19 protein-coding genes and 1 pseudogene are annotated in these 15,347 nt (G+C 63.8%); 17 read left to right on the top strand and 3 right to left on the bottom strand.

Going from position 1 to position 15,347, the window contains the following annotated elements:
* The first annotated feature begins 105 nt into the window (after positions 1-105).
* The 3 genes from DAD99_RS12790 to DAD99_RS12800 all read left to right on the top strand — a co-directional run bounded on the left by DAD99_RS12790 (position 106) and on the right by DAD99_RS12800 (position 2,673).
* A complete protein-coding gene (locus tag DAD99_RS12790) occupies positions 106-756 on the top strand; it encodes a CHRD domain-containing protein (RefSeq protein ID WP_193341853.1) in 651 nt (216 codons plus the stop codon).
* 157 nt (positions 757-913) lie between these two features.
* The gene (locus DAD99_RS12795) at positions 914-1,051 is read left to right on the top strand and encodes a hypothetical protein (protein WP_193341854.1); all 138 of its coding nucleotides are present in this window, start codon (positions 914-916) and stop codon (positions 1,049-1,051) included.
* A 215-nt stretch (positions 1,052-1,266) separates the two neighbouring features.
* A complete protein-coding gene (locus DAD99_RS12800) occupies positions 1,267-2,673 on the top strand; it encodes a MinD/ParA family protein (RefSeq protein ID WP_375372228.1) in 1,407 nt (468 codons plus the stop codon).
* A 58-nt stretch (positions 2,674-2,731) separates the two neighbouring features.
* On the opposite strand, the gene DAD99_RS12805 is transcribed toward DAD99_RS12800, so the two are convergent.
* Together DAD99_RS12805 and DAD99_RS12810 are read right to left on the bottom strand one after the other, a co-directional pair.
* A complete protein-coding gene (locus tag DAD99_RS12805) occupies positions 2,732-3,043 on the bottom strand; it encodes a DUF202 domain-containing protein (protein ID WP_309233265.1) in 312 nt (103 codons plus the stop codon).
* 9 nt (positions 3,044-3,052) lie between these two features.
* On the bottom strand, positions 3,053-3,457 hold the full coding sequence (locus DAD99_RS12810; protein WP_309233266.1) for a DUF202 domain-containing protein: 405 nt from the start codon (positions 3,455-3,457) through the stop codon (positions 3,053-3,055).
* A 931-nt stretch (positions 3,458-4,388) separates the two neighbouring features.
* Here DAD99_RS12810 and DAD99_RS12815 point away from each other — a divergent pair.
* The 9 genes from DAD99_RS12815 (at position 4,389) to DAD99_RS12855 (ending at position 11,834) form a co-directional block, all read left to right on the top strand.
* Positions 4,389-4,655 (top strand): hypothetical protein, encoded by a 267-nt coding sequence (locus DAD99_RS12815; protein ID WP_193341856.1) that lies wholly within the window; start codon positions 4,389-4,391, stop codon positions 4,653-4,655.
* A gap of 19 nt (positions 4,656-4,674) precedes the next feature.
* A complete protein-coding gene (locus DAD99_RS12820) occupies positions 4,675-5,433 on the top strand; it encodes a prolipoprotein diacylglyceryl transferase (protein ID WP_193341857.1) in 759 nt (252 codons plus the stop codon).
* Positions 5,430-5,744, top strand: a complete 315-nt coding sequence (locus DAD99_RS12825) for a hypothetical protein (protein ID WP_193341858.1) — start codon at positions 5,430-5,432, stop codon at positions 5,742-5,744. Before DAD99_RS12820 ends, DAD99_RS12825 begins: the two co-directional genes overlap by 4 nt.
* 193 nt (positions 5,745-5,937) lie before the next feature.
* Positions 5,938-6,288 (top strand): hypothetical protein, encoded by a 351-nt coding sequence (locus tag DAD99_RS12830; protein ID WP_193341859.1) that lies wholly within the window; start codon positions 5,938-5,940, stop codon positions 6,286-6,288.
* A gap of 229 nt (positions 6,289-6,517) precedes the next feature.
* Entirely contained in the window at positions 6,518-6,880 is a 363-nt protein-coding gene (locus tag DAD99_RS12835; protein WP_193341860.1) for a hypothetical protein, read from the top strand.
* Complete coding sequence (locus DAD99_RS12840; protein WP_193341861.1) at positions 6,877-8,502, top strand: radical SAM protein; 1,626 nt, start codon at positions 6,877-6,879, stop codon at positions 8,500-8,502. The genes DAD99_RS12835 and DAD99_RS12840 overlap by 4 nt, the downstream gene beginning before the upstream one ends.
* Positions 8,502-8,876 carry a hypothetical protein gene (locus DAD99_RS12845; protein WP_193341862.1) on the top strand — a complete coding sequence of 125 codons (375 nt, stop codon included), beginning with the start codon at positions 8,502-8,504 and terminating at the stop codon, positions 8,874-8,876. Before DAD99_RS12840 ends, DAD99_RS12845 begins: the two co-directional genes overlap by 1 nt.
* A 113-nt stretch (positions 8,877-8,989) precedes the next feature.
* Positions 8,990-10,975 carry a S8 family serine peptidase gene (locus DAD99_RS12850; protein WP_193341863.1) on the top strand — a complete coding sequence of 662 codons (1,986 nt, stop codon included), beginning with the start codon at positions 8,990-8,992 and terminating at the stop codon, positions 10,973-10,975.
* Between the two features lie 520 nt (positions 10,976-11,495).
* Complete coding sequence (locus tag DAD99_RS12855; protein WP_309233267.1) at positions 11,496-11,834, top strand: hypothetical protein; 339 nt, start codon at positions 11,496-11,498, stop codon at positions 11,832-11,834.
* Positions 11,835-11,870: 36 nt separating this feature from the next.
* On the opposite strand, the gene DAD99_RS12860 is transcribed toward DAD99_RS12855, so the two are convergent.
* Complete coding sequence (locus tag DAD99_RS12860; protein ID WP_193341864.1) at positions 11,871-12,212, bottom strand: hypothetical protein; 342 nt, start codon at positions 12,210-12,212, stop codon at positions 11,871-11,873.
* A 120-nt stretch (positions 12,213-12,332) separates the two neighbouring features.
* Here DAD99_RS12860 and DAD99_RS12865 point away from each other — a divergent pair.
* The 5 genes and pseudogenes from DAD99_RS12865 to DAD99_RS12885 form a co-directional block, all read left to right on the top strand.
* Positions 12,333-12,827, top strand: a pseudogene (locus tag DAD99_RS12865) (MFS transporter); the annotation flags it as partial.
* Between the two features lie 187 nt (positions 12,828-13,014).
* The gene (locus DAD99_RS12870; RefSeq protein ID WP_193341865.1) at positions 13,015-13,554 is read left to right on the top strand and encodes an alternate-type signal peptide domain-containing protein; all 540 of its coding nucleotides are present in this window, start codon (positions 13,015-13,017) and stop codon (positions 13,552-13,554) included.
* 71 nt (positions 13,555-13,625) lie between these two features.
* Positions 13,626-14,234, top strand: coding sequence for a SipW-dependent-type signal peptide-containing protein (locus tag DAD99_RS12875; RefSeq protein WP_193341866.1), 609 nt, complete (start codon positions 13,626-13,628; stop codon positions 14,232-14,234).
* The gene (locus tag DAD99_RS12880; RefSeq protein WP_375372230.1) at positions 14,224-14,862 is read left to right on the top strand and encodes a signal peptidase I; all 639 of its coding nucleotides are present in this window, start codon (positions 14,224-14,226) and stop codon (positions 14,860-14,862) included. The genes DAD99_RS12875 and DAD99_RS12880 overlap by 11 nt, the downstream gene beginning before the upstream one ends.
* Positions 14,859-15,347, top strand: coding sequence for a hypothetical protein (locus DAD99_RS12885; protein WP_193341867.1), 489 nt, complete (start codon positions 14,859-14,861; stop codon positions 15,345-15,347). The genes DAD99_RS12880 and DAD99_RS12885 overlap by 4 nt, the downstream gene beginning before the upstream one ends.

Here is a 15,347-nt window from a genome sequence, read left to right on the forward strand (position 1 = left end):
GGGGGCGGTCGTTACCCCGCATGGGCCGGCGCCGTTCCTTGAGTGTAAGCCGGACCCGCCACTGGATGAGGCTATGGCGAGACGGTGATCCTTTGAGGAGACATCATGCGCAGATCAGCAGTATTGTGCGGGACAGTGACGGTGGGGCTTGTCCTGCTTACCGCGGCAGGGGCACCTGCGGCTTCCGGGCCAAGCACCAAGTCGTTGCCGAACAAGGAATTCGTAGCTCAATTGTCGCCGTTGAACGCGGGCGCGCACACTGTCGCCGGCACAACTTACACGATTCCGTCAGCGAGCGGGACCGCTGTCATCACAGTCAACGGTGACGATATAACCGTCACTGTGGACGTCCAAGGGGTCACCGCCGGAACGCTCCACCCGCAGCACATCCACGCCGGGACCACCTGCCCCAATGCCAGCGATGACGTGAATCACGACAGCTTCGTGGACGTTATCGAAGGTCTGCCCAAGTATGGGCCGGTTCTGATCTCCCTGGACAGCGACCTGAACAGCTTCGCGCCCTCACTCGATTTCCCGGTGGCGGACGCGTCCGGCAGCTATCACTACAGTGAAGAGGCCGCCAAGTCCCACCTGCAATCAGAACTCAAGCAGGCACTGAAGCTGGGGGACCGGCACGTGGTCATCCACGGCATCAATCCGACCGACCCGCTGCCAACCACGGTTGCGTCCCTGCCCGGACTTCCGGCCTGGGCGACACTGCCGGTAGCCTGCGGCCAGCTGAGCCGAAGCCGGTAATCCACGCAATCAGTAACACATCCATCGACCACAGGCTGCGCGGCTGCCCCGGAGGAGCCGCGCAGCCTGGGGACGATGTGACTTGTCATCAACGTGACCAACGGATAACGTGACCTCTGATCGCATGGGGGATCACTTCTAACCTTCGGAGACCGTTGTGGCTCTCATTGACTATGCCCTGGCGCTGTGCGCACTGTTGGGCACGCTGCTGATTCCCTTCTACGCGACGTACCACGTGCTGCGCCGGAAGCGACGCGCCGTGCGGGTGACCGCCACGAGGAGTAACCGCAGCTAGCCATGCCCTACATCGACATCAACCCGCATAAGGGCCGCCCCAAATGGCAGGCCTACACCGTACTCGCCGTCCTTCTGGTCCTCACCGCCGCCGTGGTGATTGCCGCGCTCAGCCGCGGCTGACCTCGCCATTCCGCACCAGCGCCTAGACTTACTGATTGAATCAGTCCGAAAAGTGCCGCAGAACCTTGTGCCGAAAGTCCTGGGGGAACAGACATGCCCGATCCGGCGGATCAGAACGCACGCCCCATCGCAGATGCAGGGCTACCGCAACCGTCCCGACGACGCCGTGACCTCCGTCGCCCCGACGGCGCCCTTTCGGATGCCCAGACAGGAACCATGCCAGCCGTAACGCCAGATCTCTCCAACACCCCCGACGCCGGCACCCCCGTACCGCGCCGCAGTTCCTGGGCCGAGGCGGCGGCCGCCGCCGACCAAGCCACTCCCGCATCTTCTGCCCCCATCACCTCTGTTCCTGCGCCCACCCGCCGGCCCGCGCGCCCGCCCGTGACCGCGCAGCCACAGGTGGTACCGCAGGCCGGGCAGCCTGCCGGGCCAGACTCAGGCACCCCCGCAACGGCGTACGACGGCGACGACGCCGCGCCGTCGTCGTCGTACGTTCCAGGGGAAGCACCGACGCCGGCGTTCCGGCGCGTCCGCCCTACCGCGGCGGACGTCATCGCCGAGAGCCCCATGCCCGATTTCATCAGCTCCCCGGGCCTGTTTGTGCGCGAACAGAAACCGCGGCCGGTGGGCGGAGTCCGCGGCGCCCTCTACGCGCTCACGGGCGGGGCCTGGAACCTGGGCCCCGGCGCCAAGCAGCGCGAGGAAGACGAACTGGGCCGCCGCATCTCCCGTCAGCTGCAGGGCAGTTTCAACACCGCGGTACTGAGCCTCAAGGGCGGCATCGGCAAGACCTCCACCACGGTGGGCGTGGGCCTGACGCTTGCCGAATTCCGTGGCGACCCGCCCTGCGCCATCGACGCCAACCCGGACTCCGGCGACCTCGTGGAACGCGCCTTGGGCGAAGGCATCTATCAGCAGGCCAGCCCGCGCACCATCACGGACCTGCTGGCGAACATCGAAGGTGTTGACTCCCTTACCGCACTGGCCCGGTACATGCACCACGCCGGCCGGCTGCACCTGATCGCGGGAGAGCAGGACCCGGAGGTCTCGGATTCGCTCACGGCCGCCGAGTACCTGCGGATCCGCAAACTCATCTCCAGCTACTACTCCGTGGCCCTGACCGACTGCGGCACGGGCGTGACCCACAATGCCATGAGCGGGATCCTGCAGTCGGCGGACAACATCATCATCGCCGCCGGGTATGCGGTGAGCGGGGCCAAGCGTGCCCGCAGCACCCTGCACTGGCTGGCGAGCCACGGGTACGAGGACCTGGCCCGGAACGCGATTGTGGTCATCACGGACAAGGACGAGGTCTCCTCCCGCGTGGACAAGGATGCCATCGAGGAACACCTCGCCGGGATCTGCCGCCAGCTCATCGCAGTCCCGCACGATCGCGGAGTGGCCGACGGCGACCTGGTCACACTGGACGTGCTGAAGCCGGAGACCCGGCGGGCGTACAAGGAAATCGCGGCGTCGATCGTGGACGGGTACCGGTAGGGTTTTTCGGACTTCACCGCACCGGGATACGCCGGCACCGGGCTACGCCGGCGGCGGGCTAGAACGTCAGCGCAGCGACGAGGCTGACGGCGCCGAGCAGGACAACTCCTGCGGACAAGGCCAAGACGCCGCCCGCATCGGCGTGGAGAGTTTCGGCGTTAATGCCCCGGGAGCTTCGCCGGTACCGGATCCGTTGGGTGGCGAAGATACCACCGGCCGTGACCGCTGCCGCGGCTACGAGGGCTAGTACCAGCGGCCCGTGAGTCGGCAACCAGCGCAGGAAAATGGCGCTGACGGTGAGCAGGGCCAGCAGTGTGCGGCCCCAGGCCATGACGGTTCGTTCGGGCTGGAGCCCCGGATCCGTATGCACGGACACTGCTCAGCCCGCCAGGATCAGGAAAATGATGAGGCCCGCGGCTATGGCTCCGCCGAGGGCCAGCAGCGGAACCAGCAGCGGCAAAGGCAGCGGCGTTCCAGCCCGCATGCTTCGCTCCACCGAGAGCCACCGGGCGGCGGCGCCCGAGCTGATCAGCATGCCGAGGACAAGCAACAGGACGGACAGCCCTTCCCGGACGGGTCCGCTGAAAAGCCCGCCGGCAAACGCCTCGATCGCGATACCGCCGGCCAGGAACGCCAGCGACGTCCTGATCCAGGCCAGGAACGTGCGCTCGTTGGCCAGGGTGAAGCGGGGGTCCGGTTCGGTACCACCCGGCAACAGCTTCCGGGCCAGCCAGCCGCGCGGTATCGGAGTGGCATCGGATGAGGGTTCGGGCAGTGGGGGCACGCTCCTAGTCTAGGGATGGTGCGGGACGGTTGCGATCAGCACCGGCCTGCGGCACGGCGCCGAATCTTGCGGGAATGCACCCTGCCATCTTTGGCTGATCCTGAGGATCAATAACTAGCGTCGACGCATCAGCCATACGAAAAGGGGCGTCAACAATGACCATTCTTGAATACCTCACAGGCCTGGCAATCATCCTCGGATCCCTGATGGGCGCCATGGGGCTCGCGGCGGCGGTTGTGCGCCACAGGCGAAGCCACTAGTCCGCTGCCCCGGTATTTGCTGGAACGCAATATGCATGCTCAGGTCCTATTGGGCACTCCGCAAGTGGTTGGCGGCACTGAAGTCAGGTACTTCGTACTCGTGTGCGCGCCGGCTGTGCGTCCCTACTCTCGGACCATGGAAGGTGTCGTCCGGAAGGTCGCCCCTATTGCGCCCGTCTCCGGATTTGGCCTCCTGCGTGAGTCCCTGCGGAAGGTCCTGAACCAGGGTTCCAGCACTCGCTGACAGCCCGGCGCGAACTGGGTTTCGACAGGCTCAACCACCGAGGGCGTCACCCGGGGAACCATCGTCAGGCCTGTGGCTGGCCGAGTCGTCTCTGCCGCGGTGCTGCTCGTCATTGGGGCAGGACTGGCGCTGTTGGCTGTGCTGGTCCACCACGAATTCATGAGAATATACGGTGATGTCAGCGGTACCGCGTTCGACGGGCTCACTTGGGGGTTGACGGCCGGTTCCGCCGGATTGGCGGTCTGTTCGCGGTCGTTGCCGTCACCGGCTGGATGCTCTCGACAACGCGGTTGCGGCTTACGTCCGTGGCCATCCCGGTCCCATGCTGATCGGAATGTTCGCTGTCACCCCCGCGGCACTGGGGCAGCGGCCTGAGGTGTAGTTCGATTCGACTCCGCAATGCGTGATCGAGGGCACGGACGAGCCTATGGCCGCTGCAGATCGTGAGTCCCAGCGGGCGTTCGATTCCATCGAGCACATCGGCTATTTCAGTGGTGGCGGCATGAGTGGCGTCGGCGGCTGTACCCGCGGGTTTGTGCTCTCCGGAGACGTCGATGTGTTGCAGCGCTATCGTGCAGCGCTGCCAGCGGCGGGCTGGGAAGTGGTGGAGGATGACGGGCGCCACCTGCCGGCGCAGCTTGATGGCCGGAGTTCCGGCGAACGTCCAGATGTAGGACCGGAGGGCCAGGAATGATCACTGCTACACTCTGCTCATGATCGGGCTTCCCTTCGCGGGAGACGGGCTGGTGCACGCCGGCTTGTTAGGGCTGGGAATCCTCGCAGCCTTGTTGTTCTACGCCTATGAAAAGCGCCGCAGGGGCCTTACCGATCCCCGGCTGTGGCCCATTGCAGGTTTCGCCATCGCTTTCGGAGCCATCGGCTCAAGGGTCCTCACGTGGGATGTTTCCCGTCAGGTCTCCTTGGCGGACTGGTGGGGCAACGGTGACCGCAGTATCCTCGCGGGACTTGTGGGCGCGTGGTTGGGCGTCCATTTGGGTAAACGGCTGACAGGTTACCGCGAGTCCACCGGGGATTTGCTTGCGCCTGCGGTCGCTTTGGCGCTGGTCATCGGGCGCGTCGGCTGCCTCCTTACTGAATTGCCAGGCACCCCGACTGGGGGGACGTGGGGGATATTACTCACGCCCGGGCAGGCTGCGATGTTGGGTGGAGTTTCCGGGGTGGGGCTCCATCCGTCCTTTGCCTATGAAATCGTGTTCCACGTGGCCGCGTTCGCGCTCATGTGGCGTTATCGGGACCGCCTGCCTGGTCCTGGCGACCTCTTCATCTGCTACGTGACCTCTTACGCCTTGTTCCGCTTCGGAGTCGAGTTTGTCCGCGGCAACGAGGTGCTCTGGCTGGGGATGAGCCGTCCCCAATGGTTCCTCCTGGTGGTTCTGCCCCTGCTGCTCTGGCGGATGCTGCGGGTTTTCGGGAATCCTCTCCGCCCGAAGTTGGAGGAAAGAGCAGCATGAGCGAGGAGGAGGATCCCCCTGAACCAGGGCTCGGCCCCATGGGGTTCGGAATCCTGTTGGGGACTACTGCCCTTTATGCCCTCTATCTCGGGGTACCGATTGCTTCCGGTGGACCGTATAACATGCGCTTCCTGACCGGGCCGTCCACCTTCGTTCCCATCGCCGGCTACCTGGCGATAGCGATTATATTGGCGGTCTGGCCGCCCACATCCCGGTGGGGTGCGGGGCTGCTGATTGGTCTGGGGATCTTCACCCTGCTCGGCGGCGGGATCTGCGTCGGGAACCTCGCGCAGATGGGAGGCCTGAGATGAATCCGTCACCGTTCTCTTCCCGGCAGGCGCTGTCCGGCCCGGGCCAGCCGCTGCTTCGTCCGGGGCAACGAGGTGCTTTGGTGGGGGATGAGTCGTCCCCAATAGTTCCTTCTGGTGATTCTCCCCCTGCTGTTCTGGCGGATGCTGGGAGATTTGGAAAACCACTCCGTCCGAAGTGTGAAGGAACAGCGGCATGAGCGACGAGACCCCTGACGGTCCCGGGAACCCGCCCCCACCGCCCCAGGAACAGGGGCCGCCCTCTGAACCACGGCGCGACTCCCTGAGGTTTGGAATCCTGTTGGGGGTTCCTGCCCTTTTTGCCCTTTATTTTGGGACAACAAGTGGTATCGATGAAGGGTACAACGCTTTCTTCCCCGGGCCTGCAGCGTTCACTTCAATCGCCGTTTATCTGGTGGTGGCGATGGTGCTGGCAGGCAGGCCCCGCACGTCCCGGTTGGGGGCGGGGCTGCTCATGGGCCTGGGAATCTTCACCCTGCTCGGCGGCGGCCTCTGTGTCGGAATCCTCGCACAGAGGGGAGGCTGAGATGAATCCGTCACCGTTCTCTTCCCGGCAGGTGCTGCTCGGCCCGGGCCAGCCGCTGCGCGGGGACCGCATTCCGGTTCGGCGTCGAATTCGTCCGGGGCAACGAGGTGCTCTGGCTGGGGATGAGCCGTCCCCATTGGTTCCTCCTGATGATTCTCCCCCTGCTGTTCTGGCGGACGCCGCGGGTCTTCGGGAAACCGCTCCGCCCCGAGTTGGAAAGAAGAGTGGCATGAGCGATGACAACCCTGAAGAAGCCTGGAGCTCACTGCCACCGCCCCGAGAAGAGGAGCCGTCCCCTGAACCAAGACGTGGCTCCATGGTGCTCGGAATCCTGTTAGGGGCTGTTGCGCTTTATGCCCTCTATTTCGGGACAACAGCTGGTATTGCTCCGGATGAAGGGTATAAGACCTTCCTCGCCGGGCCTGCAGCGTTCATACCTATCGCCGTCTATCTGTTGGTAGCGATCGTGCTGGCGGTCCGGCCACGCACGTCCCGGTTGGGTGCGGGGCTGCTCATTGGCCTGGGGGTCTTCATCCTGGTCGGCGGCGGGATCTGCGTCATGGCCCTCTCGCAGATGAGAGGCCTGAGATGAATCCGTCACCGTTCTCTTTCCGGCAGGCGCTGCCCGGCCCGGGTCAGCCGCTGCGCGGGGACCGCATCCACCGGTACGTCACAGCATTCTGTCCCCACTGCCACGAGACAAACCCCCCGCTCGCGCAGGTGCGGCGCCTCTCCGGCGCGCTGCTGATCCGCGATGGCCGGGTCTGGCTCGAACGCGGCTGCCCGGACCACGGCCTCGTCAGCACGTTGTACGACGAGTCTCCCGAAATTCTGCGCTACCTGGAGAAGTGGCAGGCGCCGACCAAGCAACACATCCCGGACCAGGCCGGCAATTACCGCCAGGTGCCGGAGGCTTACGCCTATGGGCTGCCCGCGATGCAGACGCAGCACACGTGCATCCTCCTGCAGGACATCATCGAGCACTGCAATCTGCGCTGCCCCACCTGCTTCACCGCATCCGGCCCCCAGCTGCAGGGAGTGGCGCCGCTCAGCGAGGTGCTCGCGAATATCGACACCCGGCTTGCCCGCGAAAACGGGCGGCTGGACGTGCTGATGCTCTCCGGCGGCGAGCCGACGCTTTATCCCCATCTGGCCGAACTCCTGGATGAGCTCGTCGCCCGGCCGATCGTCCGGATCATGGTGAACAGCAACGGGATGCTGATGGCCACCGACGATGAACTGCTTGCACTGCTGGCCAGGCACCGGGACCGCGTGGAGGTGTACCTCCAATACGACGGACCGTCCAAAGAAGCATCCATCCACCACCGCGGGGGAGACCTGACCCGCTTCAAAGACATGGCCATCGCGCGCCTGTCCGAGGCAGGTGTTTTCACCACCCTGACGATGACAGCGACACTCGGCGTCAACGACGGTGAGGTCGGCGCCGTCGTCATGAGGGCCTTGGAAACCCCCTTCGTGGGTGGGGTTGCGCTGCAGCCGGTGTTCGGTTCCGGGCGCGGCCACGGCATCGACCCCCTGGACAGACTGACCCATACGGGGGTACTCGAACGGCTCGCGGAGCAAACGGGAGGGGTGGTCTCATGGCACGACCTGACAGCACTTCCGTGCTCACATCCGCACTGCGCATCCGTGGGCTACATGCTGAAGGACGACTCCGGGGTCTGGCGGTCGCTGACAGCCCTCATCGGGCACGATCAGCTGCTCGCCTGGCTGGAACTCAATCCGGACAGCATCGCCAACCGCATCGCCGACAGCGCGATCCCGCTCGAGCTGCGCAACCTCATGAAGTCCTCCCTGCTGGACCTGCTCAGCGAGCAATCCTCGCTGTCCCACCCGCGGACAATGGATCTTTGGAAGAACATCTGCACCCAGTGCGACCTCGGCATCGGCACACTCACCACACTGGCTGCCGGCAAGCTCCCGGGCCAACAACAGCGGCTGCGTAGACTCCTCGCCGAACGGATCACCCGCATCATGGTCAAGCCCTTCATGGACATCTCGACCATGATCGAGGAACGGCTCACGCAATGCTGCGTCCACGTGGGAACCAAGAGCGACGCCGGCGACCACCAGTGCGCCCCGTTCTGTGCTGTCCAGGCGTGGCCGGCCCTGGCCAGGCAACGAATGAGCACAGCCACGGGCCGCGAACTTCTCCCGGTCCGGCAGGTCCGAGCCAGCGACAGGGAGGAATGATGAGTTCCGCTTCTGATGCCCGGCGTATTGCAGCCGGGCCGTCGCCGTCCAAGCTCGTGCGCTCCAAGCACGCAGGCCGACACGGACACAGGCCTGACCCCCAAACGGAACCGCAGTCCCCGCCGACCTTCGATCCGCTGCGGCTCTGCATCTTCGCGACGATTGCCCTCCTCGGCTGGGCAGCCGGTCCCGTGGCACTGGCCGTGTTCGCTGCCATCGGGTTCGCAGGATATTGGAAAGCGCGGCGGAGGGGCCTGACGAGGTCAAACTGCTACCTCCGCGATACGAGGCTGGTCCTGGCCTACCTCGGCATCCTGTTAGCGGCCGGGTTATGGGGGATATATTCGCTGGCAGCTCAAGTGTTCGGCTTTTAGAACCAACAACAGTGGGGCCCGATACCCCACGGAATATCCCGGTTCGCGATCACTATTGATGAGTCTCGTCGAGAGCTTTCATGTTGTCTGTCGCGCCCGTAAGCTTGGGGGCTGTGCCCCTTGTCCCGCAGCCGGTGAACAACCCGAATTCGCCCGGCTTCTCTAAAACAGCCGAAGAGGCCCGTGCCTGGGTGGCGGAGGCCAGATCCGATGGCGGTCCGCCCCGTGCCCTTAAAGCCATAGCATCCGCTTTCCTTGCGTTGATAGCACTATCTTTGACACCTGCTCACGCTGATGCTGTAACTGACAGCCCGCCCTTACCGGTCCTCTCTTCTCATCCGTCCTCCTCTGCGCTACCCGAAGGGGAACAGCGATACATTGTGCAATATGGCAGCGATGTGAATGCAGAAGCGGAGTCCAATTCTCTCCAAGAGAGAGGGATCGAAGTCAAAGAGACGCTCTCTCATACGATGAAAGCTTCAGTGGTTGTAGCGACCTCCGATGAGATAGAGACACTGAAGAAATCAGTACACGTAGCATCGGTTGAACTGGACACCCCTGTCTCAATCACCGGCTCCACCTCCATCTGGGGGCTTGATCGAATAGATCAACGAACAGGAAGAGACGGCCAATTCGCTATCGGTAATGAAGGCGCCGGGGTGAATGTCTACGTTGTTGATACCGGGCTCTACATGTCGCACTCAGAATTTACCGGCAGGGTTGCTGCCAGCTGGACGGGTATCAGTGATGGCAATGGGGCCAATGACTGTAACGGACACGGGACGCACGTCGCCGGAACAGTCGCCGGAACCACCTACGGTGTTGCCAAAAAGGCCGCTATCATTCCCGTCCGAGTGGTCGAATGCGATGGAAGCGGCTGGAACTCGACAGCCATAGCAGGAGTCGACTGGGCGGTTGCACACCACATTGCCGGCCAGCCAGCAGTTATGAACCTCAGCATTGGTGGTTTCACCAGTGCCTCCTTTGACCAGGCTGTTCAGGGCGCGGTAAATGACGGCATCACGGTTGTGGCCGCCGCAGGTAACGACGGTGCGGATGCCTGCAATTCCTCTCCTGCCCGAATTCCGTCTGCCATTACCGTTGCAGCGACAGACATCAATGACGCTCAGGCATCATGGTCCAACTACGGTCCATGTGTGGACATTCAAGCGCCGGGAGTATCCGTCAGGTCGGCTTGGAACAATCCTTCTACCGACTACAACACTTTGAGCGGCACTTCAATGGCTACCCCTCACGTTTCTGGTGCGGCTGCTATTATGCTCTCCCGAGACCCCGCACTGTCGCCCGCACAGGTTCACCAGTCAATGATCAATAACGCTACAACAGGTGTAATTAGTGCCAACAAGGGTGCAACCCCTAATAGGTTGCTATTCATCCCCGGCACGCCTCCTGTTCCTCCCTCCTGCTCGAATCTCAAGCCGGGGGATGCATGGGCTGGGGTAGGTACACATTGTGGGCTCCAGGGATCGGCAGCTTCTACTTTCTCTATTACTGAAGACGCCCCGGGTCCCGCCTCCGCTGCTACTCCTGAAGTTCCTGCTCCTGAGGCTCCCGTTACGGCTCCGGACGCAGCACCTTCCATTTCTGAAGACACCCCAGTATCAGCGCCAGCTACTACCGAAGATGCCACGGCTCCCGCACCCTCACCTGCACAACAGGCGCCTGTGCGGACTGATGCTCCATCTCAGGAGGTTGCAGCCACTTTCGCCCCGCTTGTGCCTGCTGCTGGCAATGCGGCCCGGGAAGCAGCGGCGGCAAAACCTGAAGTGATTTCCCCTGAGGCTATGGCGGACGAAGTCACGAAAGAAGCTGAAACGACACCCTCGGAAACGCCGTCGTCAACAGCGATGGTGATCCCGCCAATGAGCGCGACTTCTGCTGCCTCACCAGGTGGTGTCACCTCCATGACTCCTGTTGGCGGTACATATGAAGGCGCTCCGGAAGTTCGTGCCGTCACCGGAGCGAATACCCCTGTCTGGGCGATAACGACCGGGGCATTTATGTCCTTGATTGGTGGAGCGGCCATTACAGGAATGGTTAGGAGACTGGCAGCCGCGAGATGCCAAAGATCAGGATGAGAAACATTGGTGTACGCCGTCGATAGCAGGCCCTTGAGTATGCCGGCCCGGCGACTTCGTCACCTATGCCGCCCGCTGCGGTATCAGAAGATTCGCGTGGTGCTGATGACTTAGGACAAACCAATGTCAACAGTCGCGGAGCATTTGTCCCCGCCCACGGCGCCGGCCGATACGTGCAGATCTACACCACCCACGAACGAGTCATATGCCCACGCCACGGTCTCTGGATCGGCGAGGGCGTCACCGGCTTCACCGATGCTGCCAGGCAACCCGAGACGCACGCAACTACCCCAACCGAGCCCTACACCTCGCCGGCATCACCATCGCCTAAACGACTTTGCAGGAGACCTGGAGCCTGGCCCGGCTGGCTGGCCAGACACGGGTGGCTCCGACACAATGAACCCTGGTGTTGCGCAGATCACATTCCTTGCCTACTCTGAGTGAGGCTGCAGAGGCGCGGCCATTTGGCCGCAGCGTCGCGGCCTCCCCGGCTGCAGTGTCGCAGCCACGCAAGGAAGGCATGATTATCTTGTCCGAAAAGCTCAGCATTCTTGTCCGTGTAGATCTCGACCACGCGAAGGCCCAGGTTCTCGCCAAGGGCCACGTCACCATCCACAGCATCCAGGCCCTCTACGTTGTGGTGAAACGCGCCAACTCCTTGAAGCACAACCTGGACCTGGAATTGGACGTGCGGAACGCCCGCGTCGATCCCGAAGCCCTGCGGCTGCTTCAGGCATGCTCCGAGGCCCATCACCTGCCGGCCAGGATTGACCCGCAGCAGACCCACTGCACGCTCAGCATCCTGGCACCCCGGCGCGTCACCGCGAAGGCCACCGAGTTCAGCCACGTCGCAGCCTGACCCACACACCCTTTGGTGGAGGGCCGCCGTCGGGGGTTATCCGACGGCGGGAAGGCCGCCAGCCAGTTCCGCCGCCGCAGCGAGGGCCCAGCGGTCGCTCTCCGGAGCGAAGAAGACCACCGTGGATGCCTCGGCTTCGCGGGCCTCGTCGAGGGCGAAGAGCAGTGCATCCTCCAGATGCTGTGCGTGTTCCAGCCGTTCGGGAAGCGTGCCCGGAAGCGCGCCGTCGTCAATTACCACGTGGGCCTTGCCATCCACGATGACCTTCAGCGCAAAACCCTGGTCCTCGTGAAGGGACCCCCGGGTGGACGCGATTTCCGTGACCTTGTCGGCCCGGACCAAACCGTTGTTGATGGTGCGTATCCACACTTCACCCATGAGGCCTCCTTGGCTGAGAGGGGCAGGCGGGAGCGCCCCACAAGGCAAACGTTAGTCCTCACGGCGCCGCTTGTGACCCCCTGAAAGCCGGCGAATTTCCGGCGGCATAAGATAAATCTGATGACTTCGCCAGGTACCCCACAGCCGTTCAACTTCCGAAGCATCGCCATACCCGCCTTCGGTCCTGCGCTGCTGTTCTCCATCGGCGAAGGCGCGGTTCTCCCTGTGGTGGTCCTCTCCGCCCGCGACCTCGGCGCGTCGGTGGCGGTGTCCGCCCTGGTGGTCACGCTGATTGGGCTCGGCTCGTGGTTCTTCAACCTGCCCGCGTCCCTCATCACGCTCAAGTTCGGCGAACGTTGGTCCATCGTGGGCGCCGCCGCGGCGGGAGCCCTCGCACTCGCGGCCGCCGCGCTGTCCTCCCGGATCCCCAGCGGACTGTGGCTGCTCGCGGTGGCCATGGTCGTCGTCGGGATGGCCGCCAGCGTCTTCAGCCTGGCGCGGCAGAAGTACCTCACGGAGGCTGTGCCCGTCCAGTTCCGGGCGCGGGCACTGTCCACGCTGGGCGGGGTCAGCAGGATCGGCGTTTTTATCGGACCGTGCCTGGGGTTCGCGGCGGCTGGTGTGTTCGCTGCTGTGCTGCCGAGGCTGAAGCACCGGCGGAATTACTAACTTTGATGGACCGGTTTTTGGCTTGGAAGTTCTTGTGTAAACCTTGATGGATTCCCCCCGGTAGTCCTGATCGAGGCCGTGCATTGTGGTGTTCAGCAGGAATCCACGCAAGCAAAGTCTGAGGGGACACACCATGAAGAACATGACACTGATCACCGGATCCGCAGCCATCGCACTGGGCGGGGCTCTGATGCTGGGCGGCGGCGGCACACTGGCCAACTGGAACGCAGAAGCCACAACCACCCCGGGCACTATCGTTGCCGGCGACCTGAACCTGGTGAACTCCACACCGGGCACCTGGAAGGACCGCGTAGGCGCTGCTGTCAACATCACCACCTACAAGGTGGTTCCGGGCGACAAGCTCACCTTCACGCAGGACCTGCCTGTTACTCTCGTGGGGGACAAGATGGCCGCCAACGTCGCCACCACCGGTATCACCGCCACCAACGGTTTCACGCCGGCCAACGTCACCGTTTCCGCTCCGGTCCTGACCGTCGGCGGTACGGCTGTAGCCAACCCGCTCAAGCCCACCGGCTCCGCCCAGACGGTGACTGCCACCATCACCTTCGAATTCCTGTCCACGACCGCCGGCCGCGCCGACGTGGGTGTTTCGTACAACTTCAACAGCGTTGCCTTCCAGCTGACGCAGGTCACGCAGGCCGGCCTGTCCTAGTCTGAGATTGGCGGTTGGCCAATCGGCCAACCGCCAGGCTGGAAAGATGAGGATCAGGACCAGGAGGAACAATGCGGATCCCGCGGATGCTGCGAACCGGTGTACTCATCGCAGCAGCGGTGGCGCTCGGACTGCTGACAGTCCAAGGCACCTACGCCTTGTGGAACGCCAGCACCACCGCTGCTCCGGGAATCGTCTCCGCTGCTTCCTTCGATGTCGCCCTCACCGCGAGCCCCTCGGGGCAGGTGACCAACATGACCATCGCCGGAGGACAGGCAGGCAGCCTGAACCTCACGCAGACCGCTACAGTCTCGCCAGGAAACTCGGTCTACGCCAACGTTGCAATTGCCAATGGCAGCAACGCCGGCGGAACCTTCAACGCGGCGCTCACCGTTGGCCAGGCAACCCTCGCCAACGTCAACAGCGGCGTCCTGGCCCAGTACCTTACGGTCAGCGCCAAAAATGTCACATCGACCGCACAGTGCGCCACAACCACCGGATACACGGCGCTGACAGCAGCCGGGATGACGTCAGCGTCCGTCCCCAAGTCCACGAGCACCGTGTTCTGTTTCCAGGTCAGCCTCAGTTCCACCGCCCCGTCCACCGTGAAAGGCCAAGCCGTGAACATCACTCTTCCGATCACCGCCCGCCAGCTCTGCGGGGTGCCCAGTGGCTGCTGATCTGTACTTCGCAGGCGACCGCGGTTCAGGCTTCGGTTCCACCCGATCGGGCTCCGCCGGCCGTGACGGCTCCAAGCCTGCCGGCCGTGTTTTCTGGGCCGCGGCCTGGCGGGTGCTGAACCTGGTGGTCATGATGATCGCCGTGTTCGCCGCACTGGTGCTGGTTGTGGTTCCCCGGGCCACAGGGTCCCAGACGTACACCGTTCTGACTAACTCCATGGCGCCCAAGTTCCCGCCCGGCACGTTCCTGGTGATGAAGCCGGCGGCCTTCGACGAACTCTCCTACGGGGACGTCATCACCTTCCAGATGTACTCAGGCCGGCCCGACGTCGAAACGCACCGGATCGTGGGCTTCGGCGCCACCCAGGCGGGGGAAAGAACCCTCGTGACCAGGGGCGACAACAACGGTGCCAACGATGCCGAACCGGTCACCGCCCCCCAGGTCACCGGCAAGCTGTTCTATGCGGTTCCCTACGCGGGATTCGCCGCCAACGCGCTGGGCAATGTGGACCGTGACCTCTGGACCAGGCTGGCCGCAGCCGGCCTCATTGGGTACGGTGCCACCGTGGTCTTCAAAGCAGTGCGCAAAATGCGTAAGCGGGGCACCCGGGCGGAGCAGGCGGAGTGAGCAAACTCCGGAGCCTCCCGGTCCCGGCCCTGGCCGTTGGAGCCTTCGCCCTCACAGTTCTGCTCGGCCTGGGTGGCGGCCCCGCGGCGGCGCTGTGGCAACAGTCAGCCACAGCCACGATGACGGTGACTGCGAACGGCAGCTGGCCCGGTCCCGCCATCACGTCCATCACCTGCTCAAACATCGCCTCGCAGAAGGAAGCCACCCTCAGCGTTACTGTGCCCCTGGCGCCGGCCACACTGACCTACGCCGCCCTCCAGGCCGATGGGAGCTACGGGCCCACCTATTCCGTGGCCACTCCCATCGCTTCCACCACGACGCCGGGCACTATTACCCTGACTGGAGTCTCGCAGATCGTGGTGGACAGCGGCGCGGCCACCCTACTGACCGTGCGCGTCACGGCCACGTACACCACAGACCAGACACAGGCCTCTGCCAGCTACACCCTGAAGGTGGACTCCAAAAACCAGAAGGTCTATTGCTAG

Origin of the sequence: Pseudarthrobacter sp. AB1 (genome assembly GCF_014926485.1) — a bacterium.
GTDB lineage: Bacteria > Actinomycetota > Actinomycetes > Actinomycetales > Micrococcaceae > Arthrobacter.

What these genes read in the sequence shown, in the direction of transcription:
- DAD99_RS12855 (WP_309233267.1), top strand. Translation starts at nt 11,496, where the DNA reads ATGATTATCTTGTCCGAAAAGCTCAGCATTCTTGTCCGTGTAGATCTC.
- DAD99_RS12800 (WP_375372228.1), top strand. Translation starts at nt 1,267, where the DNA reads ATGCCCGATCCGGCGGATCAGAACGCACGCCCCATCGCAGATGCAGGG.
- DAD99_RS12845 (WP_193341862.1), top strand. Translation starts at nt 8,502, where the DNA reads ATGAGTTCCGCTTCTGATGCCCGGCGTATTGCAGCCGGGCCGTCGCCG.
- DAD99_RS12875 (WP_193341866.1), top strand. Translation starts at nt 13,626, where the DNA reads ATGCGGATCCCGCGGATGCTGCGAACCGGTGTACTCATCGCAGCAGCG.
- DAD99_RS12790 (WP_193341853.1), top strand. Translation starts at nt 106, where the DNA reads ATGCGCAGATCAGCAGTATTGTGCGGGACAGTGACGGTGGGGCTTGTC.
- DAD99_RS12815 (WP_193341856.1), top strand. Translation starts at nt 4,389, where the DNA reads ATGGCCGCTGCAGATCGTGAGTCCCAGCGGGCGTTCGATTCCATCGAG.
- DAD99_RS12860 (WP_193341864.1), bottom strand. Translation starts at nt 12,212, where the DNA reads ATGGGTGAAGTGTGGATACGCACCATCAACAACGGTTTGGTCCGGGCC.
- DAD99_RS12835 (WP_193341860.1), top strand. Translation starts at nt 6,518, where the DNA reads ATGAGCGATGACAACCCTGAAGAAGCCTGGAGCTCACTGCCACCGCCC.
- DAD99_RS12830 (WP_193341859.1), top strand. Translation starts at nt 5,938, where the DNA reads ATGAGCGACGAGACCCCTGACGGTCCCGGGAACCCGCCCCCACCGCCC.
- DAD99_RS12870 (WP_193341865.1), top strand. Translation starts at nt 13,015, where the DNA reads ATGAAGAACATGACACTGATCACCGGATCCGCAGCCATCGCACTGGGC.
- DAD99_RS12840 (WP_193341861.1), top strand. Translation starts at nt 6,877, where the DNA reads ATGAATCCGTCACCGTTCTCTTTCCGGCAGGCGCTGCCCGGCCCGGGT.
- DAD99_RS12825 (WP_193341858.1), top strand. Translation starts at nt 5,430, where the DNA reads ATGAGCGAGGAGGAGGATCCCCCTGAACCAGGGCTCGGCCCCATGGGG.
- DAD99_RS12820 (WP_193341857.1), top strand. Translation starts at nt 4,675, where the DNA reads ATGATCGGGCTTCCCTTCGCGGGAGACGGGCTGGTGCACGCCGGCTTG.